The sequence below is a fragment of the Agrobacterium vitis genome, from assembly GCF_037039395.1.
Taxonomy (GTDB): Bacteria; Pseudomonadota; Alphaproteobacteria; order Rhizobiales; family Rhizobiaceae; genus Allorhizobium; species Allorhizobium vitis_E.
Genome location: NZ_CP146242.1, coordinates 236,697 through 261,061, shown reverse-complemented (window position 1 = coordinate 261,061; position 24,365 = coordinate 236,697). Strand labels below are relative to the sequence as shown.

General features: G+C 57.0%; 23 protein-coding genes. 13 read left to right on the top strand and 10 right to left on the bottom strand.

What is annotated here, in order from left to right:
* Nucleotides 1–88: 88 nt before the first annotated feature.
* The 5 genes from V6582_RS03785 to rplM all read right to left on the bottom strand — a co-directional run bounded on the left by V6582_RS03785 (nucleotide 89) and on the right by rplM (nucleotide 3,384).
* Nucleotides 89–934 carry a hypothetical protein gene (locus V6582_RS03785; RefSeq protein ID WP_156632288.1) on the bottom strand — a complete coding sequence of 282 codons (846 nt, stop codon included), beginning with the start codon at nucleotides 932–934 and terminating at the stop codon, nucleotides 89–91.
* Between the two features lie 118 nt (nucleotides 935–1,052).
* A complete protein-coding gene (locus V6582_RS03780) occupies nucleotides 1,053–1,898 on the bottom strand; it encodes a hypothetical protein (protein WP_156632287.1) in 846 nt (281 codons plus the stop codon).
* A 71-nt stretch (nucleotides 1,899–1,969) separates the two neighbouring features.
* Nucleotides 1,970–2,302: an antibiotic biosynthesis monooxygenase family protein gene (locus V6582_RS03775; protein ID WP_156632286.1), complete on the bottom strand. Its 333-nt coding sequence runs from the start codon at nucleotides 2,300–2,302 to the stop codon at nucleotides 1,970–1,972.
* A 147-nt stretch (nucleotides 2,303–2,449) separates the two neighbouring features.
* A complete protein-coding gene (gene rpsI / locus V6582_RS03770) occupies nucleotides 2,450–2,917 on the bottom strand; it encodes a 30S ribosomal protein S9 (protein ID WP_015915627.1) in 468 nt (155 codons plus the stop codon).
* A 2-nt stretch (nucleotides 2,918–2,919) separates the two neighbouring features.
* On the bottom strand, nucleotides 2,920–3,384 hold the full coding sequence (gene rplM / locus V6582_RS03765; protein ID WP_060715785.1) for a 50S ribosomal protein L13: 465 nt from the start codon (nucleotides 3,382–3,384) through the stop codon (nucleotides 2,920–2,922).
* Nucleotides 3,385–4,625: 1,241 nt separating this feature from the next.
* On the opposite strand from rplM, the gene V6582_RS03760 reads away from it, so the two are divergent.
* Nucleotides 4,626–5,090 carry a CoA-binding protein gene (locus V6582_RS03760; protein WP_156632285.1) on the top strand — a complete coding sequence of 155 codons (465 nt, stop codon included), beginning with the start codon at nucleotides 4,626–4,628 and terminating at the stop codon, nucleotides 5,088–5,090.
* 63 nt (nucleotides 5,091–5,153) lie between these two features.
* Here V6582_RS03760 and V6582_RS03755 read toward each other — a convergent pair whose 3' ends face one another.
* Complete coding sequence (locus V6582_RS03755; protein ID WP_322192752.1) at nucleotides 5,154–5,498, bottom strand: hypothetical protein; 345 nt, start codon at nucleotides 5,496–5,498, stop codon at nucleotides 5,154–5,156.
* A 174-nt stretch (nucleotides 5,499–5,672) separates the two neighbouring features.
* Here V6582_RS03755 and V6582_RS03750 point away from each other — a divergent pair, with 174 nt between their 5' ends.
* Nucleotides 5,673–6,125 carry a CoA-binding protein gene (locus V6582_RS03750; RefSeq protein ID WP_156632284.1) on the top strand — a complete coding sequence of 151 codons (453 nt, stop codon included), beginning with the start codon at nucleotides 5,673–5,675 and terminating at the stop codon, nucleotides 6,123–6,125.
* Between the two features lie 139 nt (nucleotides 6,126–6,264).
* The gene (locus tag V6582_RS03745; protein ID WP_156632283.1) at nucleotides 6,265–7,548 is read left to right on the top strand and encodes an O-acetylhomoserine aminocarboxypropyltransferase; all 1,284 of its coding nucleotides are present in this window, start codon (nucleotides 6,265–6,267) and stop codon (nucleotides 7,546–7,548) included.
* A 65-nt stretch (nucleotides 7,549–7,613) separates the two neighbouring features.
* Here V6582_RS03745 and V6582_RS03740 read toward each other — a convergent pair whose 3' ends face one another.
* Nucleotides 7,614–8,744, bottom strand: a complete 1,131-nt coding sequence (locus V6582_RS03740) for a metallophosphoesterase (protein WP_156632282.1) — start codon at nucleotides 8,742–8,744, stop codon at nucleotides 7,614–7,616.
* Between the two features lie 391 nt (nucleotides 8,745–9,135).
* Here V6582_RS03740 and V6582_RS03735 point away from each other — a divergent pair, with 391 nt between their 5' ends.
* Nucleotides 9,136–9,480 (top strand): cupin domain-containing protein, encoded by a 345-nt coding sequence (locus tag V6582_RS03735; protein WP_015915635.1) that lies wholly within the window; start codon nucleotides 9,136–9,138, stop codon nucleotides 9,478–9,480.
* Nucleotides 9,481–9,491: 11 nt separating this feature from the next.
* Here the strand turns inward: V6582_RS03735 and V6582_RS03730 are convergent, their stop codons facing one another.
* Together V6582_RS03730 and V6582_RS03725 are read right to left on the bottom strand one after the other, a co-directional pair.
* Complete coding sequence (locus V6582_RS03730) at nucleotides 9,492–10,736, bottom strand: cytochrome P450 (protein ID WP_156632281.1); 1,245 nt, start codon at nucleotides 10,734–10,736, stop codon at nucleotides 9,492–9,494.
* A 44-nt stretch (nucleotides 10,737–10,780) separates the two neighbouring features.
* Nucleotides 10,781–12,043 carry a GGDEF domain-containing protein gene (locus V6582_RS03725; protein ID WP_156632280.1) on the bottom strand — a complete coding sequence of 421 codons (1,263 nt, stop codon included), beginning with the start codon at nucleotides 12,041–12,043 and terminating at the stop codon, nucleotides 10,781–10,783.
* A 370-nt stretch (nucleotides 12,044–12,413) separates the two neighbouring features.
* Between V6582_RS03725 and clpP the strand changes: the two genes are divergently transcribed.
* From clpP to V6582_RS03695, 6 genes are all read left to right on the top strand, one after another.
* A complete protein-coding gene (gene clpP, locus V6582_RS03720; protein ID WP_015915638.1) occupies nucleotides 12,414–13,046 on the top strand; it encodes an ATP-dependent Clp endopeptidase proteolytic subunit ClpP in 633 nt (210 codons plus the stop codon).
* A 288-nt stretch (nucleotides 13,047–13,334) separates the two neighbouring features.
* Nucleotides 13,335–14,612: an ATP-dependent Clp protease ATP-binding subunit ClpX gene (gene clpX / locus V6582_RS03715; RefSeq protein WP_015915639.1), complete on the top strand. Its 1,278-nt coding sequence runs from the start codon at nucleotides 13,335–13,337 to the stop codon at nucleotides 14,610–14,612.
* 622 nt (nucleotides 14,613–15,234) lie between these two features.
* Nucleotides 15,235–17,655 (top strand): endopeptidase La, encoded by a 2,421-nt coding sequence (gene lon, locus V6582_RS03710; RefSeq protein ID WP_156632279.1) that lies wholly within the window; start codon nucleotides 15,235–15,237, stop codon nucleotides 17,653–17,655.
* Nucleotides 17,656–17,982: 327 nt separating this feature from the next.
* Entirely contained in the window at nucleotides 17,983–18,258 is a 276-nt protein-coding gene (hupB, locus tag V6582_RS03705) for a DNA-binding protein HupB (protein ID WP_015915641.1), read from the top strand.
* Between the two features lie 294 nt (nucleotides 18,259–18,552).
* Nucleotides 18,553–18,738, top strand: a complete 186-nt coding sequence (locus tag V6582_RS03700) for a DUF2256 domain-containing protein (RefSeq protein WP_420360193.1) — start codon at nucleotides 18,553–18,555, stop codon at nucleotides 18,736–18,738.
* A complete protein-coding gene (locus V6582_RS03695; protein ID WP_156632278.1) occupies nucleotides 18,735–20,069 on the top strand; it encodes an MFS transporter in 1,335 nt (444 codons plus the stop codon). The genes V6582_RS03700 and V6582_RS03695 overlap by 4 nt, the downstream gene beginning before the upstream one ends.
* Here the strand turns inward: V6582_RS03695 and V6582_RS03690 are convergent.
* The gene (locus V6582_RS03690) at nucleotides 19,981–20,592 is read right to left on the bottom strand and encodes a MarR family winged helix-turn-helix transcriptional regulator (RefSeq protein ID WP_349508916.1); all 612 of its coding nucleotides are present in this window, start codon (nucleotides 20,590–20,592) and stop codon (nucleotides 19,981–19,983) included. The genes V6582_RS03695 and V6582_RS03690 overlap by 89 nt on opposite strands.
* A 218-nt stretch (nucleotides 20,593–20,810) precedes the next feature.
* On the opposite strand from V6582_RS03690, the gene V6582_RS03685 reads away from it, so the two are divergent.
* The 3 genes from V6582_RS03685 (at nucleotide 20,811) to V6582_RS03675 (ending at nucleotide 24,365) form a co-directional block, all read left to right on the top strand.
* On the top strand, nucleotides 20,811–22,412 hold the full coding sequence (locus tag V6582_RS03685) for an AMP-binding protein (protein ID WP_156632276.1): 1,602 nt from the start codon (nucleotides 20,811–20,813) through the stop codon (nucleotides 22,410–22,412).
* An 11-nt stretch (nucleotides 22,413–22,423) separates the two neighbouring features.
* On the top strand, nucleotides 22,424–23,257 hold the full coding sequence (locus tag V6582_RS03680; protein WP_156632275.1) for a p-hydroxycinnamoyl CoA hydratase/lyase: 834 nt from the start codon (nucleotides 22,424–22,426) through the stop codon (nucleotides 23,255–23,257).
* Nucleotides 23,258–23,720: 463 nt separating this feature from the next.
* Entirely contained in the window at nucleotides 23,721–24,365 is a 645-nt protein-coding gene (locus tag V6582_RS03675; RefSeq protein ID WP_197434401.1) for a CRISPR-associated endonuclease Cas3'', read from the top strand.

Sequence of the window (24,365 nt, the reverse complement as noted above, 5' to 3'; positions counted from 1 at the left end):
TTGTGTTCGTTTGTCTTTTCGGGAAAACCGGGTTCCACTTTTCCCAGACAAACTCTATGCAGCAATCCTATAGAGGCCTCCGCCTGTGTCAAAGCAGCATTTGCGTGAAGACCGTCTGCGGATAGGGCGTGATAGCGGCGCGGGCGATGGCGCGCTGCTTTGCAAGCCTTTCGGGATCGCGCACCAGCTTTTCGGTGACATCAATCAACTCGCCATAGGGTGCGGCCACGATGCCCTGGGTAAATCGCTCCTCGATCTGCGTCGCCTGTCCGTTGACCTCGCCAACAACAGGCACGCCATTGCTGAGCAGATAGAAGACCCGCACGACCTCGAAAATCTGCGCGTCGAAAAAATGCATGTTCAATACGGTTTTGGAACGGCCGATCCAAATGTCACGGTCGCGTCCATAGGCGTTGAACAGGCGCTTGACGGCAAGGCCCCGGTCACGCAGGCCATCGATGATGGCGGAACGCCGCTCATTCATCGAGCCATAGAACAGCACGTCGATATCCTGGTGCGGCGCAGGAGTAATGCGATCCAGTTCATTCTGGAAGCCCAATTGCAGATATTTCGCCGGCCGTCCGCCGATCTGGCTCAGGATCTCGATATTGGCCCGGCTGTAATCCCAGATTTCCAGGCCGGTCTGAAGCCATGTGAGAATGCGCTCCCGCACTGGTGCGTCAATCGCCGAGAGCGGTTCGGCATTGACGATGATCGTGTTCGGTTTGAGATCGGCGATATCTTGCGGCGTCAGCAGATGGGCGCCGAAAATGATGTTGATGGCGTCATGCGCGAAGGCATTGAAATTCACCATCGACTGATGCCCCAGCGCTCTTAGCGAATAGCCCAGCGCCTCAGCGACCTCCACGAAAGCCATGGAGTGTATGAAGCCATCAGGCCTCACGATGCAGATATTATATTTTTCAGAACTCATGTCGCCGACCAGTCGTTACGAGGCCGTCATCCACGCGCGGTGCATGACGGTAAGGGCTGTAACCATCACGTATCAGGCTTTCGCAAAGCTGTAGGCCGTCCATCTCTACCATCAGACATCAAATAAGCTGTTGGGTGAAGGTCACTTGCGGATGGCGCTTGATGGCGTCGCGGGCAAGCGCTCGCTGTTTTTCGAGCCGGGCAGCATCGCGCACCAACTGTTCCGTGACGTCGATCAAATCACCATAGGGTGCGGCGACGATGCCCTGCGCAAACCGATCATCAATCAGCGTTTCCGGCCCGTTGACCTCGCCGACGACGGCCACGCCATTGATGAGCAGATAGAACACGCGCACGACTTCGAAAATCTGCGATTCCAGCAGATGCATGTTCAAAACCACTTTGGACCTGGCGATCCAGGCGTCGCGCTCGCGTCCATACACATCGAACAGATGCTCAATGATCAGCCCCCGGGCTTGCAAGCCGTAGAGAATCTCTGCGCGACGTTCATTCATAGAGCCATAGAAAAGCACGTCGATATCCCGGACCGGGGCGGGCGCTATGCGGTCCAGTTCTTTCTGGAAACCCAATTGCAGATATTTGGCTGGCCGCCCACCGATTCGGTTGAGGATCTCGATATTGGCGAGGCTGTAGTCCCAAATTTCCAAACCGGCGTTGAGGCAGATGAGAACCCGGTCACGTGTCCGTTCTGAGGTTGCCGACAGCGGTTCGGCATTGACGATAATCGTGCCTGGATCAAGATCGTGAAGATCCTGCAAGGGGAGCAGATGTGCGCCGAAGATGATGTTAACGGCGTCGCCGGTCACTCTGTTGACCGAAAGGGCGGTTGGATACCCCAATTCTTTCAAGGAATAGTCGAGAGCTTCAGCGACTTCCTCGAAGGCTTTTGAGTGACCGAAGCCTTTCGGCTCGACGATGCAAATATTGTAAGGCCGTTTGATCATTTTCAATTCCGAGGTTCCGTCCGCTGCATCGGTCAAAATGAAGCCGATGGCACCACGCAATCCTTGCTTTGTCAGGCTTTCGCAAAGCTGTAGGATCGCTCCACTTTTGCCACGCGCACCTCATAGCGGCTGTACCATTCCGCACGGCCCTTATTTTGCGCCGCCAGATGATCCACGACCTTTTTCCAGGCGCGGATCGAGGCTTCGTCGCTCCAGTAGGAATTGGTTATGCCGAATCCGGTGGCGTCGCGGGCGGATTCCACGCCGAGAAAGCCTGGCTGCTGGCTGGCAAGCGTGACCATGGCCTCGGCCATGTCATCGTAGCCATTATCGGTTTCGGTTCTGACCGAGGAAAAACAGACGACGTAATAAGGGGGAGAAGGCAGCTTGGCAAAACGGGACATCGCTTGCGGCTTTCGGCTGGACTGAGGAACGGCGTGCCGCCAGTGTGCTCTTTCAGTCTAAATAGACCAATTCAAATTTTTGATCGGCCAAATAGAAAAAGCGGAGCCGAAGCCCCGCTTTTCCAATGTAAAATTCCAGAAGCGAGATTAACGCTTGGAGAACTGGAAGGACCGGCGAGCTTTTGCCTTGCCGTACTTCTTACGTTCAACAACGCGGCTATCGCGGGTCAGGAAGCCACCCTTCTTCAGAACAGAGCGCAGGCCCGGTTCGAAGTAGGTGAGGGCCTTGGAAATGCCGTGACGCACAGCGCCAGCCTGGCCGGACAGACCACCACCGGTAACGGTGGCGATAACGTCGAACTGACCGGTACGGGCAGCAGCGACGACAGGCTGCTGCAGGATCATCTGCAGAACCGGACGGGCGAAGTAAACCGGGAAGTCGCGGCCATTGACCGTGATCTTGCCAGTGCCGGGCTTGACCCAAACGCGGGCGATTGCGTTCTTGCGCTTGCCGGTCGCGTAGGCGCGGCCTTGAGCGTCGACCTTACGGACGTGAACGGGAGCCGAAGCTTCCTGCGCAGTGCCGAGATCCTTCAGGGAAGAGAGGTCAGCCATACTTAGGCGCTCCTTACGTTCTTGCTGTTCAGCTTGGCCACGTCGAGAGCGACAGGCTGCTGGGCTTCGTGGGGGTGGGCGGAACCGGCGTAAACGCGCAGGTTCTTCATCTGGCGACGGCCAAGCGGACCGCGGGGAATCATGCGCTCGACAGCCTTTTCAAGAACGCGCTCCGGAAAGCGACCTTCGATGATCTGGCGCGCCGTGCGTTCCTTGATGCCACCCGGATAGCCGGTGTGCCAGTAATAGGTCTTGTCGGTGTATTTCTTGCCGGTCAGGACGACCTTTTCGGCATTGATGACGATGACATTGTCGCCATCATCGACGTGGGGAGTATAAGTGACCTTGTGCTTGCCACGCAGATAGGTGGCGATCACGGTGGCGAGGCGACCAACAACGAGCCCTTCGGCGTCGATGATGATCCACTTCTTCTCCACCTCTGCAGGCTTCTGAACGAAGGTAGACATGAGGTTCAACTTTCTTTTGGACCCTTTCAGCCTTTAAGGGCCGGTCGGGCGTTTCTTGTTGCTTGTCTTGCGCGCTTTGACACGCACAAAAAGAATGCGGTCCATAAGGGCCGCAAGCTGGCGGCTTTATAGTCGCGGTGCCGGGTTCGGTCAAGGATGGCAGATTGGTAGGCGGGTTCGAAAAACCAATAGAAAACAGTTGATTAGCTGTGTGGTATTATTTTACCGCAAAATACTTTGCCGTCTTGTCTGAATTTCGGCCTTTTCATTGGCGCAATCGGCGGGCGGTCACGCTGAACCTGCCAGGTTTGCGACGAGAACACTCATCCACGGCACCCGGTTTGAGATCATGGTGGCAGAGAAGCCTGCATTTGGGAGCGCATCGCCAGATGCTTTCTAACGCTGAGACGCTCTTATCTTTTCCTCCCGGACGAGTACGGAGATGTGTATGTGCGATACCTAATAATTCCTGAAGGCCGCATGAGGTGGATGCTTCGTTTTGGGACAAATCGCCACGCTATTCCGGTTTGTTTCGGGATGGCGAAAATACAATCAGAGGTAGTGCAAATTTGTTTCTGACATACGTAACCCGAAGCTCATCCGTCAATGCAGGCTTACGTAACGGGGGGTATCGGCAATCAAATCGATTTAAATTCTGGTGCGCCTAGCGGCATTTCAAGTGAAATAATTTTTGCCTAAAACTACTTGTAATCATTAGGGAATTCAATGTTTGAGGGTGCTAAAATGTACGTGAACAAAAGAAGAATATTAAGTGAACATAAAGGCATTGATCCCTAAGAATGTGATGTTGGTCACAGCAAGCTTGAAAATTCCCTTAAAAAGAGCACGCTAATGATAGCGATAACATGACGACCGCTTCCATATCTCCTGAGAAGGTGGAGAGGGTATTGCTGCGGCATTATCTCTTAGGTTGTGTTGGCTATGTCGTTTCTGGGTCGGCAGAGGTATGGTTGTGCAAAAAAAGGTTACTTAATCGAGGAAATGACGGCGCGGATGGCAGCGCACAATGTGTCATTGCGGGATTTGTGTCTTGGCAAACCGTTAAGCCAAATTTGCTATCCTATCCTGGGAGCTAGAGCATTTCAGATTGGCAAAATCTGCTCCCCATGATTGGGAGATGCTTGTCAGCATCGGACCGAAACGTGGGAACCGGTTTTCTGCACGATGCTATAGAGGCGGATTGTCTGAGGAAACGGCTGTGAAGCCGGGAAGGATAAGCCATGAACCACGACCATTATTCCGATGACTATCTCTGCAAGATACTGGCGCGCTCCCACACAGTCGCTCTAGTTGGCGCATCTGCACGCGACGACCGGCCCAGCCATTGGGTGCTCGGTTTTCTGCTCGGCAAGGGCTATCAGGTCTTTCCCGTTAATCCGGCGCTTGCTGGCGCCACGATTCTTGGTCGCCCTGTGCATGCACGCCTTGCCGATATAGGGGTGCCGATCGATCTCATCGATGTGTTCCGCCGCTCGGAAGCCCTTAGTGAGGTGGTGGATGAAGCCCTGGCGCTGGAGAGACGACCAAAAGCGATTTGGGGTCAATTGGGTGTCCGCGACGATGAAGCGGCGGCAAAAGCCGAGGCGGCAGGCATCGATGTCGTGATGAACCGAGCGCTGGTCGCTGAATATCCACTGGTCTATCAGGCCAGTCATATTGCTCATCGCTCCCCCACCGCCGCCTGATACCAAGCGATACCAGCGATAATCGCGCTGCCTTGCGCGGTTATTCGCGGTTCTGCTTTTCGCTCAGAGCGAATAATGCGGGACGAAGCGGATAAAGCCGTCCTGCAGGTTTTCCACCGGTTTGCAGTTCAGCACCGGGCAGGCAGGGTTGTCGCGTGTCGGTACTGTGGCGCGTTCGGCATACTCGCCTGGCGAACAGGAATTGGTGTTGCGAACGTAGCGATCGTAAAGCGCCATGCCCGGTACCCGCTTGGATGGATAGCGCAGAACGGCAGCCCCCTGGTCTCGTAGGATTTGCCGAACATTTTCGCAGGCAAGCGTGGTCGAATTGTAGCGCTCGATCGCTAGCGCACTGCTGCCCCATAAGGAAATGGCAACGCAAAAGCTCAACCGTATCATCGGGTTCATTGGAACATCTCCATCAAAAGCATTCGCCAATACCTATAGCATGTCCTTTTCCCAAGCCCTGCGCACACTTTCGGGTGACATGCTGTATATCTCTTCTTAACTGGGGCGGTTGCGCTTACGATCAAGACAGGGTGCAATTCCAAAGGATCACAGCAGCGTGCTTGGGAGAATGACATGCAGCATGATGTTTATGAGAGCGCTTATCTCAAGACCATTCTGGAAACGGTCAAGACCATTGCCCTGACCGGGGCCTCGCCCAATCCGGCGCGGCCAAGCCATGGGGTCATGCATTTTCTGCTGAACCAAGGCTACCGCGTTATTCCGGTCAATCCGGGGCAGGCGGGGAAGGACATTCTGGGGCAGACTGTTTTTGCTTCGCTTGGGGACATTCCCGAGCCTGTGGACATGATCGATGTATTCCGCGCCTCTGAATACCTGCCCGCAGTGGTGGATGAAGCCTTGGGGCTCACGCATGTGCCGAAAGTGATCTGGGCTCAACTTGGTGTGCGCGACGACCAGGCCGCCGCCCGCGCCGAGGCAGCCGGGATCAAGGTGGTGATGAACCGCTGCCCGGCCATCGAATATCCCAGATTTTTTCAAGCGAAACTGGAGCCGGACAGTCACTAGGCCGATCGGGTAAGAGATCTATAGCCATCAAAAGTCTGTGCAATTCTCCAAAAAAGCCCGGACTTTCAAACAGGGCATGAGATAGCGTTTCATCGGCATCGGTGTAATGCTCTGCCGCACTATTTCAGGGAGGATAACCATGGCAAACAACAATCCGGGCTTTGCGACACTGGCGGTGCATGCTGGTGCTCAGCCGGACCCGACGACCGGCGCACGCACGACGCCAATTTACCAGACGACGGCCTTTGTGTTCGAAAATGCCGATCACGCCGCCGCCTTGTTTGGCCTCAAGCAATTCGGCAATATCTATACAAGGATCATGAACCCGACCCAGGGCGTGCTGGAAGAGCGAGTCGCTGCTTTGGAAGGCGGCACGGCGGCATTGGCGGTGGCGTCGGGACATGCCGCGCAGATGTTGGTCTTTCATACCCTGATGCAGCCGGGTGATAATTTCGTTGCCGCCAAAAAGCTCTATGGCGGGTCGATCAACCAGTTCGGTCACGCCTTCCAGAATTTCGGCTGGCAGGTGCGCTGGGCCGATACCGACAATCCGGCAAGCTTTGAGGCGCAAATCGACGAGCGAACCAAGGCGATCTTCATCGAAAGCCTTGCCAATCCCGGTGGTACATTCGTCGATATTGCCACTATTGCCGATGTTGCGCGCCGCCACGGACTGCCGCTGATCGTCGATAATACCATGGCCAGCCCTTATCTGGTCCGGCCTCTGGAATACGGTGCCGATATCGTCGTGCATTCCGCCACCAAATTTCTCGGCGGCCATGGCAATTCCATGGGCGGCGTGATCGTCGATGGTGGAACGTTCGACTGGTCGCAATCGGACAAGTTTCCGAGCCTGTCACAGCCGCGCAGCGAATATGGCAATGTGGTTCTGCATGACGCCTTCGGCAATATGGCGTTTGCCATTGCCTGCCGGGTGCTCGGGCTACGCGACCTCGGACCGGCGATTGCGCCGATGAATGCCTTCCTCATCCTGACAGGCATCGAAACCTTGCCGCTGCGCATGCAGCGTCACTGCGACAACGCCCTGAAGGTCGCCCACTGGTTGAAGGCCCATGCCAAAGTCTCTTGGGTGCATTATGCGGGCCTGCCGGATGATCCGAACCACGCGCTGCAACAGCGCTATGCGCCGAAAGGGGCTGGCGCCGTTTTCACCTTCGGGCTGAAAGGCGGCTATGAGGCGGGCAAGACGCTGGTGGAAGGATTGCAGCTGTTTTCCCATCTTGCCAATATCGGCGATACCCGCTCGCTGGTCATTCATCCCGCCTCGACCACCCATGCCCAATTGACCCCGGAGCAGCAGGTGGCGGCCGGTGCCGGGCCGGAGGTTGTGCGTCTGTCCATCGGGATCGAGGACCCCGACGATATCATTGCTGATCTTCAACAGGCTTTATCGAAGCTTTGATTGGGGCTTGCTGACTGCGTTTGGGGTGAGAGCATTCAGCGTTTCCATGGAAACGCTGAAATCCACTAGATCCCGCTGGGCGTCTTCGCTCTCAGGGTAAACCTTGTCAGTTCTGATGGTACGCCGAGCCTCAGCGCAAAGCCGGGCCAGAGTGCCGTCCCATTGTTCACATAGAGCGTCATGCCGCCAATGATATAGCGGCCCGAAACAAAGCCGTTATTGGCACGGGCGACTAGCCGGTCAAGGCCCAGAACCATGCCACCATGCGTATGACCCGACAGTTGAAGCGCAACCCCTGACGCCGCCGCCTTGGCTGCCGACATCGGCTGATGGTCGAGGAGAATGATTGGCGCATCTGCAGGTGCTCCCTGGAGTGCCGCTGCAAGGTCCGGGGCGGGTGCTCCGTGCGCGGCGGCGGAGCGATCCGTCACGCCTGCCAGCACGATTTTTGTATCGCCTTTTGTGATCACAGCATGGGCATTGGAGAGCATGTTCATCTTCAAAGTCGCGAGATGGGCCATCCAGCCCTGGAAATTGAAGAAGTATTCGTGGTTGCCAGGAATGGCATAGACGCCGTCGCGTGCCTGCAAGTTTGCAAGCGATGCGACATCATCCCGCCGGCTCGCAACGTCACCGTCGATAAAGTCTCCGGTGATGACGATCAGGTCGGCATCGAGTTCGTTGGTTTTCGATACGACTTCCTCGGTCCAGCGGGCAGGGAACAGGCGGCTGATGTGGAGATCGGTCAATTGCACGAGGCGGTAGCCGTCAAACGCCGGTGGTAGGCCTGCAATTGGAATTTCGATGTCTTTTAACGGCGGCACCCTGATCGCTTGGCTGACCGCGTATGCGGAAAGGCACAGCGCCACGCCTCCAAGGGCATAGCGCAGACTGGCCGGAATCGATGGAAAATTGCCTTTGAACAGCATGATCGCAAGGGAAATAACGTCCAGCACGATCTGGAACACGGCGAGCAGGATGATCGCACCAAACAGGAGATTGAACGCGATGATCAGCGGACGGGGAAACTCGGGCGAAAACACCGAACCGGACGAGAGGCGGCTGAAGAAATGATATTGCGAGGCGATCAACAGGAGAACCGCCAGCGCCACCTTCGCCGACCAGATCCAGGGCAAGGGCTGGATGAAGCGGATGGCGACGATCAGCCAGGGAAGTCCAAATATCAGATGAAACATCAATTCTATTCTTTCGGGGTGTAGACGGGCAACACGACCAGTTCCGTGCTGTTGTTTCCGGCTTCTTCACTGTCACGATCGGGTGTCGCAGTATAAAGCGACTTGATTTGGTCAGGGTCTAGAATGTTGTTCGCACCAGTCCGTTAGACAAGAGCGCATCCACTACAACGGTGGAAACGCCAATCTGGATCTGTGGTGCTGCTGCATGATTCTTTAAACGGTCTACGGCTGAAAAAGAAAATCATGCAGCTTGCTGCCGTACAGATGCGGAAGTCGCTGTCTTGGTGGAGACATTTGGCGCAGCAGAGTCTATTCTCCAATTAAATCAACCCTGCCGACAATCTATGGCGTTGGCGAACACATCATTTGATGAATGCGCGAGACAGAGATCATGATCACATCGCTTCGCTTCGATTTGTCCGCCGTTCAGCCGGAAGAGGGCGCTCCCGCGCCGGACCGGCTGGTCGCCGGAGATCCGCGCTTTCTCACCTGGAGTATCGATGAGCCCGGTCAAGGGCTCTATGCCGGGGTCTGGCAATCCACACCCGGCACGTGGCGAATCGTCTATGACGAATGGGAATATTTTTCCGTTTTGGAAGGCTATTCCATCGTCACGGAAGACGGTGGCGAGCCAATGCATCTGCGCAAGGGCGACAGGATGATTCTTCGTCCCGGCTTCACGGGCCTTTGGGAAGTGGTGGAAACCACGACGAAGGACTACGTCGTTCGGTTTTGAGGCGGCTGCCGCTACCAGACGAGATCGAGCTTTTCCAACCCATGGAAATGATAGAGATCCTTGACTTTTGGGGTGCCTGCCAGCGCCAGACCTGGCAGGCGCTGGAACAGCAGCGGCATCACCAGTGACAGTTCCAGCCTTGCAAGCGGCGCACCGATGCAGAAATGGATGCCGGCGCCGAAAGAAAGGTTGGCGCCCTCATTGCGCTGTGGCTTGAAGGTCAGAGGATCTGGAAATTTGCGTGGGTCGAGATTGGCCGCGGCCAGGATCAGGCCGACCTTATCGCCTTGGCTGAAGGAGACGCCGTCGATCTCGCAGGGCTCCAGGCAATAGCGCTGGAAAATATGCACCGGCGCGCAAATCCGCAGACATTCCTCGACCGTTCGCTCGGTAGCGGCTGTATCGCCAAACAACCCTGTTGGGTCGAGCCCGCTTTCGAGAATGATCCGCACTGCATTGCCGATCTGGTGCACGGTTGCTTCATGTCCGGCGTTGAGCAGCACCACGGTCGTCGAGATCAACTCGTCATCGGTGAGATACTGGCCCTTATGCTCGGTATGGATCATGTGGCTGAGCAGGTCGTCACGCGGCTCGATGCGGCGCTCGGCAATGACACCACGCAGATAATCGGAAAATTCCCGGGCCGCGCGGTCTGCGGCATCCTCATGGGCGCGGGTGCGGTTGAACACATACATGCCGACATAATCATGGCTCCAGGCCAGCAATTGCGGCCCCATCTCGTCGGGAATACCGATCATCCGGGCAATCATCGTCACCGGAATGATTTCGGCGAAGGAGGACAGCAATTCTGTTTTGCCTTGCGCTTCGAAATCATCGATCAACGTATTGGCGAGCGCGAGAATATCCGGCGTCATTTTCTCGACATGGCGGGACACGAACGCACGGTTAACCAGCGTCCGCAGCCGTGTATGCTCCGGCGGCTCCAGTTCCAGCAGCGACCAGGCCTCTGCGGCATCGAAGGCTCTCGTATGGGCGGCAGGCTCCGGCCAGCCAAGTTCTTCGCGGCTGGCGATCTGCAGGATCTGCCGGCCGAACCGCTTGTCGCGCAGCAAACCATTGACCAGATCGTAACCGGTGAAAAACCATTGCTGCTGCTCACGCCAAAAAAATGTCGGCGCCTGCGCATGTAGCATGGCATAGACCGCATTCGGGGCTTCGAAAAAGCCGGGATGGCCAGTGTCGAGACTGACCGATCTCTGGTGGGGATCGAGGGAAAAAAACGAGGAATGCGGCATGATCGGTTCGCGGATTCTTTCTTGACGAGGCTGAAAGAGCCTCCTTACTCGAGATGTTGCTGTGTCGAACGCTGGCTGAGACGGCGCAGGGCTGCGACCTGACGGTCTGCCTCATTGTCGATTGCCGCCGGTGTGCCTCGCTCCTCGTTGGGCGTCAGGCAAAAAACGCTTTCGCCACGCGCCACGGCAGTTCTGTTACGGCCATCGGCCTTGGCTGTATAGAGGCCATGATCGGCCTGGCGCATGGCGGTATCGAAGTCGAAGGCCTCGACGGAGACCGCCGACAGGCCAATGCTGGTGGTCAGCCTGACAACGCCCTGTTCTGTCGTGATCGGGGTTGAGGCGATCATGTAGCGGATCCGCTCGGCAACGCCGGCAGCTTGGCGCAGATCCGCAACAGGCATGACGGCGCAGAACTCCTCGCCGCCGGAGCGGGCGAAAATCGCGCCATTACCAAGCGCGCCGCCCGTCATCTGTGCAAAGCAGGACAACACCGTATCGCCAGCCTGATGACCGAATGTATCATTGATATGTTTGAAATAATCGAGATCGAACACAAGCAGCGCCAGAAGCCGGTCTCTGGCGACGGTGTGTTTCAGCTCACCTACGGTTTCGATCAGGCCACGCCGGTTCAGTACGCCGGTGAGGGGATCGGTGCGCGACAATTGCTTCAGTTCCCGTTCGTTTCGGTCCATGACGATCCGGGCCATAAGCACCATGGCCGATACCAGGCAGACGATGACGAACAGGCCGATATAGTCGCTGAGGGCAACCTCATGCTGGCCTTCCGGCATGCCGATCAGGCTGGCTGAACCGATCACCGCACATGACAGCGCTTGCAGGGTCCACAAGGCCGCAAGCATCCGACGATATTTCCGTGCCGTCATGCGCGATGTCATGGCCGTGACCGCGAGCATCACGAAGCAAAGCATGCTGGCAAATTGATGGGTCGCCAGACGATAGGCGTAGGTATCACGTATGACCGGATGAATCAGGACGAGGCCCCAGAGCAGCAGCGGCGCCGCGATCCACCAGCCAGGTTTGCGCCCGTCAAACAGCCGCAGCGCACAGATCCAGAAACAGAAGCCGCACAGCACAATGGCGTTGCCGCCGTAAATTGCCACAGGCGGCGGCAGATCGTTGCGAAGCGCGATCAGCATAGCGCCGATGCCGTGACAGGCAAACCCGATGGCCATGTAACCATAATAGCGATGCTGTGGCGCGCGCAGCCATATGGTGATCAGCAGGACCGCCAGCGTGATCGCCTGGGTCCCCCACATCAAAAAGGCTGTCTTGATGTCGAGCAAGGCGGTCGGCCCTCGTCAGTCTCTGGTTTTATGCTTCCGAACGAAAGCCGGGATGGTCTGGCGGCGATCATAATCGATTTTTCCTTTTGGTTGCAAATTCCGATTGGACCTATCACGCCCTATTCACCATGTTATCGATTTTCTGTGCACGGCCAGACAGGGTATGCCACCGCCCAAGGGGGCACTTTCGGAAAAACAGCGAGAATGCGAGAACCAATCCATGCAAGCGATTAAGGATATCGCGTGCTCGCGTCTTGAAGTGTTGGGGGCGAACACTCTATGTAGGGATTGACAGCATTTGAATTGATTCCCTCAGCCCGGATCGGCATCGGGCCTGACAGGCTTCGGGAATGGGTTGAAAAGGACGGACATGAGAAATCCAGTTGATACCGCCATGGCTCTGGTGCCTATGGTTGTGGAGCAGACCAATCGCGGCGAACGGTCCTACGACATCTACTCGCGTCTGTTGAAGGAGCGCATCATTTTCCTGACCGGACCGGTCGAGGATCATATGGCGTCGCTTGTCTGCGCCCAGCTGCTGTTTCTGGAAGCGGAAAATCCGAAGAAGGAAATCGCGATCTACATCAATTCTCCCGGCGGCGTCGTGACTGCCGGCATGGCGATCTACGATACGATGCAGTTCATCCGTCCGGCCGTCTCGACGCTGTGCGTCGGCCAGGCCGCCTCGATGGGATCGCTGCTTCTGGCCGCTGGCGAAAAGGGCATGCGCTTTGCGACCCCCAATGCCCGCATCATGGTGCATCAGCCTTCCGGCGGCTTCCAGGGCCAGGCTTCCGACATCGAACGTCATGCCCGCGACATCATCAAGATGAAGCGTCGTTTGAACGAGGTTTATGTCAAGCACACTGGCCGTACGCTGGAAGAAGTCGAGCACACGCTTGACCGCGACCACTTCATGGAATCCACGGAAGCCAAGGACTGGGGTCTTATCGACAAGATCCTTACGACGCGCTCCGAAATCGAAGGGGTAACGCCTTCTTGATGTCTTTTGGCGGTGGGCTTTCGATGGAAACGCAAGGCCGGATCCATCCAGGGGGTTTAAACTGCCGCCGAAAGCGCTAATAGTTATTAAGGCTATGTTGAGCTTTTATGACATAGCCTGAATATTCTCAGAGGTTCTCGTTGCCGTCAGCTCATGAATGTGACTTTTGAGAGCTGAATAGTACCTCTGAACCGAATGTCGCCCGGATGGCCGGGCGTGCGGTATCGGGCGACATGACTAGACCGCGAGCCGGTAAATGGCGGTGCGGCGTGCTGGAAGGAAAAAGTTATGAGCAAGGTCAGCGGAAGCAACGGCGGTGACTCGAAGAATACCCTGTATTGTTCGTTCTGCGGCAAGAGCCAGCACGAGGTCCGGAAACTGATTGCCGGCCCGACGGTTTTCATCTGCGATGAATGCGTCGAACTCTGCATGGATATCATCCGCGAGGAAAACAAGAGTTCGATGGTCAAGTCGCGCGATGGCGTGCCGACACCGCAGGACATCATCAAGATCCTCGACGAATATGTGATCGGCCAGAGACAGGCCAAGAAGATCCTGTCCGTCGCCGTACACAATCATTACAAGCGCCTGTCGCATGCCTCCAAGGGTGGCGATGTGGAGCTGGCGAAGTCAAACATCCTGCTGGTCGGGCCAACCGGTTGCGGCAAGACCTATCTTGCCCAGACCCTGGCGCGCATCATTGATGTGCCTTTCACCATGGCGGATGCGACAACGCTGACAGAAGCCGGCTATGTCGGTGAAGACGTTGAAAACATCATCCTGAAGCTGCTGCAATCGGCCGATTACAATGTCGAGCGCGCCCAGCGCGGTATCGTCTATATCGACGAAGTCGACAAGATCAGCCGCAAGTCCGACAATCCGTCGATTACCCGCGACGTGTCTGGCGAAGGCGTGCAGCAGGCGCTGTTGAAGATCATGGAAGGCACTGTGGCTTCGGTTCCTCCCCAGGGCGGTCGCAAGCATCCGCAGCAGGAATTCCTGCAGGTGGATACGACCAATATCCTGTTCATCTGCGGCGGTGCTTTTGCCGGTCTCGACAAGATCATCTCGGCTCGTGGCGAAAAAACCTCGATCGGCTTCGGCGCGACCGTTGTGTCGCCGGAAGATCGCCGCGTCGGCGAAGTGCTGCGCGAACTGGAGCCGGAAGATCTGGTCAAGTTCGGCCTGATCCCGGAATTCATCGGTCGTCTGCCGGTTCTGGCAACGCTGGAAGACCTGGATGAGGATGCGCTGATCCAGATCCTGTCCGAGCCGAAGAACGCGCTGGTCAAGCAGTATCAGCGCCTGTTCGAAATGGAGGACGTCGAATTGTCCTTCCACGAGGACGCGCTGCGCGAAATCGCCCGCAAGGCGATTACCCGCAAGACCGGCGCTCGTGGCCTGCGCTCGATCATGGAAAAGATCCTGCTCGACACGATGTTCGAACTGCCTGAGCTTGAAGGCGTGCGCGAAGTGGTGATTTCCGATGAAGTGGTGCGCGGTGCCGCTCGTCCGCTTTACATCTATGCGGATCGCCAGGAAGAAAAAGCCAACGCTTCGGCGTGAACCTCCGCAAATCTCTGAACAGCTTTGAAGCCCGCCGCGTGCGGGCTTCGGCGTTTCTACGGGGTAGGGCCGTATCAGTGCTTGGATCTCTGTTTCTCGTCGTTTGAGCGATGCAGGTCCGCAACCTTCTTGTTGTCGTTTGTCTTTTCGGGGAAACCGGGTCCCACTTTTCCCTGCCAGACTCTAAGTCGTTTGCAGGGCGTTTTTGAATAGTTTATGACTATCTCCAGGTGCTTCGCGCGATGTGACAGATTCGGTCGAAGGCAGGTTTGCCCCAGGCGAGTATTTGATCTCTTCGAATGCTGGAATGCCTGGCGCGCGCATCAGAGTAGGGTGGCTTCGGTCGCCGTGGTTGGGCCGCGCCGGTGCGTTTGTTGTTGCTTGCTGTCGCGTCAATCAACCATTTGTAGTGTGTTTCAGCATGATGGGCTCGACCCGGATGGGTCTGAGCCGGAATCATGTAACAGGCCCCAAGCTGTTGCGCCACGGTGGTGGCACAGGGCACAAAGGCTTGAATTTTAGCTCTTGGGTCTCCACTTTAACCGGTGAGACAGGACCATGTCCCCCGCGGCTTTTGAGCGCGGATTTGGGTCCCGGCAACGGGACGATGAAAGGAACTGGAATGACTAAAGTGACCTCTGTCACCGGCGAAACCAATACCTATCCGGTATTGCCGCTGCGTGACATCGTGGTGTTCCCGCACATGATCGTGCCGCTCTTTGTAGGGCGCGAGAAGTCTATTCGTGCCCTCGAAGAAGTCATGGGCTCCGACAAGCAGATCATGCTGGCCACCCAGATCAATGCAAGCGATGACGACCCATCGTCGGATGCCATCTATGAGGTTGGCACCGTCGCGAATGTGTTGCAGCTGTTGAAATTGCCTGACGGCACCGTCAAGGTGCTGATCGAAGGCAAGGCGCGCGCCCGGATCTCTGGTTATACCGGACGTGAGGACTTCTATGAGGCCCATGCCGATCTGTTGCCCGAACCCGCCGAAGATCCGGTTGAAGTCGAGGCTCTGAGCCGCTCGGTGGTGTCGGAGTTTGAAAACTACGTCAAGCTGAACAAGAAGATCTCGCCGGAAGTGGTGGGTGCTGCCAGCCAGATCGAAGACTATTCGAAGCTGGCTGACACGGTTGCCTCGCATCTGTCGATCAAGATCACCGAAAAGCAGGAAATGCTTGAAACGGTGAGCATCAAGACCCGGCTTGAAAAGGCGCTCGGCTTCATGGAGGGCGAAATTTCCGTTCTCCAGGTGGAGAAGCGTATTCGCTCGCGCGTCAAGCGCCAGATGGAAAAGACCCAGCGCGAATATTACCTGAACGAGCAGATGAAGGCGATCCAGAAGGAACTCGGCGACGGCGAGGAAGGCCGCGACGAGATGGCCGAACTGGAAGAGCGCATCGCCAAGACCAAGCTGTCGAAGGAAGCCAAGGACAAGGCCGATGCGGAGCTTAAAAAGCTCAAGCATATGAGCCCGATGTCGGCGGAAGCCACCGTGGTGCGCAACTATCTCGACTGGTTGCTTGGTCTGCCCTGGAACAAGAAGTCCAAGGTCCGGATCGACCTCAATGCGGCTGAAAAAATCCTCGATGAGGATCATTTCGGCCTCGACAAGGTCAAGGAACGGATCGTCGAATATCTGGCTGTGCAGGCCCGTGCCACCAAGCTGAAAGGCCCGATCCTGTGCCTCGTTGGTCCTCCGGGTGTCGGCAAGACCTCGCTCGCCCGTTCGATTGCCAAGGCCACCGGACGTGAATATGTCCGCATGGCGCTGGGCGGCGTGCGTGATGAGGCCGAAATTCGCGGTCACCGCCGGACCTATATTGGCTCCATGCCCGGCAAGGTCGTGCAGTCGATGAAGAAGGCCAAGCGGTCCAACCCGCTGTTCCTGCTCGACGAAATCGACAAGATGGGCCAGGATTTCCGTGGCGATCCGTCATCGGCTCTGCTTGAGGTGCTGGACCCCGAACAGAACTCGACGTTCATGGACCATTACCTGGAGGTCGAATACGATCTGTCCAACGTGATGTTCATTACGACCGCGAATACGCTGAATATTCCCGGCCCGCTGATGGACCGCATGGAAATCATTCGGATTGCCGGTTACACCGAGGATGAAAAGCTCCAGATCGCCAAGCGGCATCTTCTGCCCAAGGCGATCAAGGAACATGCGCTTCGCCCGGAAGAGTTCTCGCTGGCGGATGATGCGATCGTTTCGATCATCCAGCAATATACCCGCGAGGCCGGTGTGCGCAGTCTCGAGCGTGAATTGATGAAGGTCGCCCGCAAGGCTGTGACCGAAATCATCAAGGGCAAGTCGACCTCTGTGGCCGTCACGGCGGCCAGCATCAACGATTATCTCGGCGTGCCGCGTTATCGTCATGGTGAGGCCGAGGGCGAGGATCAGGTCGGTATCGTCACCGGTCTTGCCTGGACGGAAGTGGGCGGCGAATTGCTGACCATCGAAGGCGTGATGATGCCGGGCAAGGGCCGCATGACGGTGACCGGCAATCTGAAGGAAGTGATGAAGGAATCGATTTCGGCGGCGGCATCCTATGTCCGCTCGCGCGCCGTCGATTTCGGCATCGAACCACCGCGCTTCGACAAGTCGGACATTCACGTCCACGTGCCGGAAGGTGCGACGCCTAAGGACGGTCCGTCGGCTGGCGTGGCAATGGCAACCGCCATCGTCTCGATCATGACGGGCATTCCGGTCAACAAGGACGTGGCGATGACGGGTGAAATCACCCTGCGGGGTCGCGTCTTGCCGATTGGCGGGTTGAAGGAAAAGCTGCTGGCAGCGCTTCGCGGCGGCATCAAGAAGGTTCTGATCCCGGAAGAAAACGCCAAGGACCTGGCGGATATTCCAGACAATGTGAAGAACAATCTTGAGATCGTCCCGGTCGCCCGGATGGGTGAAGTGATTGCCCATGCGCTGGTGCGCATACCAGAGCCGATCGAGTGGGATGGCACGGTGGAAACGCCTGCGGTTGGCACTGTGGAAGGCGTCGACGATTCAGGCGCAACCGTGGCGCACTGAGCCGTCTTTGCCACGATCCTGCCCAATTGGCGGAAAAACTTCGAAAAGGCTGGCCTTCGGGCCAGCCTTTTTTGTGCAAACATCACCAGAAGCCTTGTTTTTCAGGCGATTGCGGTGCTTTTGGCTTGCGACGGGCATGGGCATGAGTATTGTCCGCCCGACTTGGAATTTTTGAGTCATGCCGGAGGCCATCGAAAATGGCGGTCGGTATTCCTTTGTGATCCTCTCGGGCGCCTGGCGCTTTGCGGTGGTCGCGGTTCCTCGATGCGGGGATGCGTTAGCATCTTCGCCGCTTTGATATTCATGTCATACAGAAAGGGTGGAAACATGAACAAGTCCGAACTCGTAAACGCAGTTGCCGATAAGGCCGGTCTCAGCAAGGCCGACGCAGCTTCCGCCGTGGACGCCGTCTTCGACACCGTCCAGGCGGAATTGAAGAATGGTGGCGACATTCGCCTCGCCGGTTTTGGCGCCTTCACGGTTTCCCATCGCGAAGCCTCGAAGGGCCGCAATCCTTCGACCGGCGCGGAAGTCGATATTCCGGCTCGTAACGTTCCGAAGTTCACGGCCGGCAAGGGCCTGAAGGACGCTGTTAACAGCTGATCCTGCTAGAGTTTGTCAGGGAAAAGTGGAAACCGGTTTTCCCGAAAAGACAAACGAAAACAAGAGTAGCTAGAGTCTGTCTGGTTCAATCTGAACCTGACAGACTCTAGCGGCAAACCTGCCAGTTCTACCGAAAACCCGGCTCTCAAGCCGGGTTTTTTGTGTTTTTGCAGGAAGGGGGCATCTCGTTGCCGTTTCACTGATCCAACATGGTCGCTGCTTCGAAATAGCATTGAGTTCAATACAAAATGGCTGCCGCAAACGAGCTGCCAATGGTCCATTAGAGAGGCGCCCGTGGTCACGAAGAAAGCCGACCTCCCGACCAAGCTCTGCATGACCTGTCAGAGGCCTTTCGCGTGGCGTAAAAAGTGGGCGCGCTGTTGGGAGGAGGTTCGCTTCTGTTCCGAGCGCTGCCGTAACCGCAGGGCATCGTTCCGAAAATTGGAGATGGCCCGTTCGAGAGTGTCGCACACCTCATGAAGCCGCTGTCGAACCTGACTTTGCTGTTTTATGCGCTTCCGGCCTTGCCTTTGGCAGCCATTGCGCTGCCGCTCTATATCATCGTTCCGTCCGTCTATGCCGGGCGGTTCGGAATTGCTCTGTCGGCCATTGGGGCCGCTTTGCTGGCTATTCGCTGCCTGGATGCGATCACCGATCCGCTGATCGGCTGGCTCGCGGACCGCATCCCCGGTCGGTATGGCCGCCGTCGCCTGTTCTTTCTGTTGTCGTTGCCGCTGACGGCGCTCTCCGCTTTCATGCTGTTCAGCCCGCCGGAAGGGGTTGGGCTTGCGCATCTGGTAGTTTGGGGCTGTCTTCTGTCGATTGGCAGTACCTGGACAAGTCTGCCTTATACCGCCTGGGGTGCCGAACTCGAGACCTCCTACGATGGCAGGGTCAGGCTTTCGGCCTGGCGTGAGGGTACGACACTGCTCGGCACGCTTCTCGCCATCTCGCTGCCTTTCCTGGGCCAGACATCCACCGCAGGCGCACAGCCGGACCTGAATGCGATTGCTGTTATGGTGGCATTGCTGCTGCCCGTCTTCGGTGCGGTCGCCGTGTGGCGCGTGGCGGAGCCGGTGGATTTTTCGAAGACCCGGCTTTCCCTACAGAAGGGTCTGGGCTTCCTGCTCGCCAATAGCGCTTTTCTACGGCTGGCCATGGCCTTCTTGATGAATTCGCTGGCCAATGCCATCCCCGCTTCGCTGTTTCTCTATTTCGTGGCGGCACGGTTGGAGGCGCCGGAGCTTCAGGGGCCTTTGCTGTTTGCTTATTTCTTATCGGCGGTCGCGGGCGTGCCGCTTGCGGTTTTCGTAGCGCGGCGGCTGGGCAAGCACCGGGCCTGGTGCTGGGCCATGTTGCTCAGTTGTGCAATATTTGCCTTGGCCGGTCTGCTGGGGCCGGGGGATGCCTGGCTTTTTCTCGGCATCTGCGTGGCGACCGGCGTCTTGCTCGGCTTCGATCTGGCGTTGCCGCCGGCCATTCAGGCCGATGTGATCGATCAGGACACATTGGCGTCGGGAGAACAGCGATCCGGGCTTTATTTCGCCGCCTGGAGTTTCGTCACCAAGCTGGCATTGGCGCTCTCTTCCGGCATTGTCTTTCCGCTACTGGCTTTGGCAGGCTTCCAGCCGGAAGGCGGCGCTCAAAGCGGGCAGGCGCTTTCGGCTCTGTCTGCGCTTTATGCTTTCTTGCCGATCCTGTTCAAGCTGCTCGCCATCGCTCTTATGTGGCGGTTTTCCATCGACAGCACGCACCAGCAAGCCACTCGACAGAAAATCGAGCAGCGCCAGAGGGATATAGCAAACCCATGATGATCAGGTCTGTGGTGTCGTGGATGGCTTGGGCAGGGCGCGACCGTCCTGATAGATGCGCCGCAGGAAAGACAGGAGACTGGGCAAGCTCATCTTTCGAAAACCGCTCGGTAAAACGGGCTTCATGGCCATGGCGAAGCTCTTTTGCCGCAGCCAGAACACGCTGGCCTTCCTCGGTCACGAAGAGTTCCTGTCGCCGGCGATCCACCTGGGAAGGCCGGCGCTCGACGGCGCCCCGGCCTTCGAGCTTGTTGATCAGCGCCATCATGGTCGCCTTGTCCATTCGCAGGCTTTGGGCAAAATCGATCTGGCTGGCCCCGGCATTGTTGTCGATCAATTCCAGTACGGCAAATTGCTTCGGGGTTAAGGCCAGCCCCGACATGGTCGCCTGAAAATCCTGAAACACCGCGACATTGGCCAATCGCAAATGAAAGCCAAGGACTTTTTCCAGGTCGCCGAAGGCCACCGTTCCGGAAAATTCCGGGGTTTCGAAATCGTCAGTCGCCTGTTCCGGTCCGTCCATGCGCTCAATCCATGTTCGATAATGCCTTCAAGATGAGGATGCGTAGCATCTTCACCCTGATGTGATACGGCTCGCTCAGGTGATAAACCCATAAGCCCAAAAGGCAAAGCGCCATATTGATCCGTGCATCGCGCAGATTTCACTTGTGCCTCCAGAAAGATAATATAATATGTAATACATACTAAATGGCCGTCGGGAGAACTGGCCAGGGAGGATATATGTCGCACTATGGTAGCGCAGGTTTGCGCGATTCGTCGTCGCTTGCCGGTATGGTCGCCGAGGATCCGGTCCGGTTCCGCGCCAGTAGCGGTCCAGATCGGCCAGCCGTATTGGAGCTGGCATCCGGGCAATCGCTAACATTTTCTGAGTTCGATGCGTTGATCGGGCGATGTGCCGCCGCTCTTGACGATGTGATTGCGAGCGCAGGGGCGGGGCAACAGGGCAGCCCAGCCCGTATTGCCTATCTCGGACGCAATTCCACAGCCCAATTCGCGGTTTGTTTCGCCTGCCAGCGGATCGGTGCGATCTTCGTGCCATTGAACTGGCGTCTGAGCGGCCGAGAAATCTCGCTGATCCTTGCCGACTGCGAACCGACGCTTTTGCTGTACGATGCAGAATTTGCCGAAACCGGCACAAGTTTCGAGGTCGAAAGCCTTGTTGTGACCGGCGAGGGCGGCTTTCTGGACAAGGCCTCGGCTTTGCAGCCGCTCACACCCCGCTATTCATCTGCCGACCGTACTTGCGTGATTCTCTACACATCCGGGACGACAGGCGTGCCAAAGGGCGTGCTGCTCAATGCCCGCAATCTATTTTTCTCCGCCTTGAATTTCGCTTTCGTCGGTGAGGTGACGCCGGAATCGGTTGTGCTCTGCGACCTGCCGTTTTTCCACACGATCGGGCTGGTGGCCCTGGCGCGCACCGCGATGGTAATGGGCGCCCGGCTGGTCATCTCTGACCGCTTCATTGCCGAAAGAACGATTGCCACCATGGCGGACCCACACATCGGTGTCAGCCATTATTGTGGTGTGCCGCAAATGGCCAGTACGTTGCGGAACTCGCCGAATTGGAGCCCGGCTGCATTGCAGGGTCTGAAGGCGATCTTCCTGGGGGGCGCGCCCTTGCCGCCGGTGCTGATCGAGCGTTTTCTCGATGACGGCATCGCGTTGGTCAATGGCTACGGGATGAGCGAAACCGGTACGGCCTATCATATGCCGCTTGATCGCCAACTCATAGCCCGCCATCCCGGCAGTATCGGTTTTGCCGCCCCACTGCTTGAAACCCGGGTTGTCGATTTCGATGGTGCTGATGTCACCGATGGTGGGATCGGTGAAATCTGGCTACGGGGACCGAGCGTCACCGAGGGCTATTGGAACCGTCCGGACCTGACCGAGGCTGCCTTCGCCGATGGCTGGTTTCGCAGCGGCGATATGGCGCGGGTCCAGGACGGCGTCGTCTATCTCGCAGACCGCCTGAAGGACATGTATATCAGCGGAGGTGAAAACGTTTATCCGGCTGAGGTCGAGGCGGCTATTGCCGCCCATCCCGGCGTTGCCGATGTCGCAGTTATGGGCCTTGCCCATGCCGAATGGGGCGAGGTCGGCCTGGCACTGGTCGTCGCTGGCGACGACGGCCTGCGTGATCACGATATCGTGCGTCATTGCGCGGATAGGCTCGCCAGCTTCAAACGGCCCAAGCACGTGGTGTTTGTTGATGCCATTCCCCGTTCCGCTTCCGGCAAGGTGCAGAAGCACATTTTGCGCCAAGCCTACACTCACCTTTCATCCAGTTCGACACCGGCGTCCGGACAGCCCGGCGCATAAGGAGACATACTATGACAGTTGCAGAAAAATCCGACGCAGACACCGTGCTGGTCGATATTGAAGACCGAATCGCTTTCGTGACCTTCAACCGGCCGGAAAAACGCAATGCGATGAACCCGGCGCTGAATATCCGCATGGCGGAAGTCCTTGATGAACTGGAAGCTGACGACCGCTGCGGTGTGCTGGTCCTGCGTGGTGCTGGCACCTCATGGTCTGCCGGCATGGATCTTCAGCAATATTTCCGTGACAATGACGACAAGCCCCGCCACGCAACCCTGAAAAGCCGCCGCCAGTCGGGCGGATGGTGGCAGCGCCTGACCTATTTCGACAAGCCGACCGTCGCCATGGTCAATGGCTGGTGCTTCGGTGGTGCCTTCAATCCGCTGGTGGCCTGCGATCTGGCGATTGCCGCCAATGAAGCGACCTTTGGCCTCTCTGAAATCAATTGGGGCATCCTGCCGGGTGGCAATGTGACCCGAGCTGTGGCCGAGGTGATGAATCACCGTGACTCGCTGTATTACATCATGACCGGTGAGCCCTTTGGCGGCGAAAAGGCCCGGGATATGGGCCTGGTCAACGAATCGGTGCCACTGGAAGAGCTGGAAACCCGCGTCCGCAAACTCTGCGCCAGCCTGCTCGAGAAAAATCCGGTAACGATGAAGGCCGCCAAGGACACGTTCAAGCGCGTCCGCAACATGCCCTGGGAACTGGCCGACGACTATATCTATGCTAAGCTGGAGCAAATGCTGCTGCTGGACAAGACCCGGGGCCGTGACGAGGGCCTGAAGCAGTTCCTGGATGACAAGACCTATCGCCCTGGGCTTGGCGCTTACAAACGGAAATAAACATCCGAAAGCATTGATAATTCTTAGGAATGAAAGACCCGCGGAATCACTTGCGGGTCTTTTTTTGCCAAGTTCGGCGAAACTCGTAGAGGTATTCAGAAATGGAAGCTCAATTCAGAAGGCCAACCGGGGTAGTCAAGTTGCTATAAACTGGCTTGCCGCAATCGCTCTCGTTTCAACTGTTATTGCATGGATATGATTGCGTCCTCATCTCAGGCTTGAATGGTCACGAATAGACGCAGGCTCAGGCAGGGCGATCGGGTTCTGCCTTAAATCGATTCCGATGTAAGGAATTGTGCAGTCATCACGTTTCTGGTTGTGTGGATGTCAGACTCTACCTTAAGATGATAAGCTAATTCAGTCTATTCATGAAGATAGTGCAGATCGGGGTCGAGGGATGAATACGGCTCATTTCAGCGTTAAAATCAACATGTAAGGTGAGGCTGCGCGAAGGATGGCCGGTATGGCATCGCATTCCATGTTTTGGGCCAAGACTCGACTTGGTATGCCCTTTTCAAATGCCTCTCATGCGCTCTACAAGCCGGTTGGCCATCACCTGTTGGATGTGGCAGCCGTAACAAATCGGTATTTGGCTCTCAATCCGGGGCGGTTGCGGCGCGAAAGTGCAATGACCGGGCTACTTCCCGATGCGCATGCACTGCTCTGTACGGCGCTTGCGGCGTTGCACGATCTCGGCAAGATTTCACCCTGGTTTCAGGCGCAGGCTCCGGATTTCTGGCCAGCAGACGCTCTGGGTGAGATGCCGCAATCAGCCAGGCAAATCAGCCATTGGCAGGCGACAGCTGTGCTGCTCGGTGATGCCCACATATGCAGGGTACTGGAGGCTAAACTGCCAGACTTCGTGGTTGGCGATCAGACCGTTGCCGCTGTCGCCGGGCATCATGGCAGACCACCGGGAGGTGATTACCTTGGTGGCAATGCCGGCTTTCACCGTGCGGCGATCGGTGAGCCTTGTATCGCTATCGCCCGCGAGCTTTGCGATGAGGTTCTTACCCTTTTATTGCCTGTGTCGATTGCTGCGCAACCTTCTGCGCCAAGCGATGCATTCTCCTTTAATCTCAATGGCCTGATCACGTTGGCCGACTGA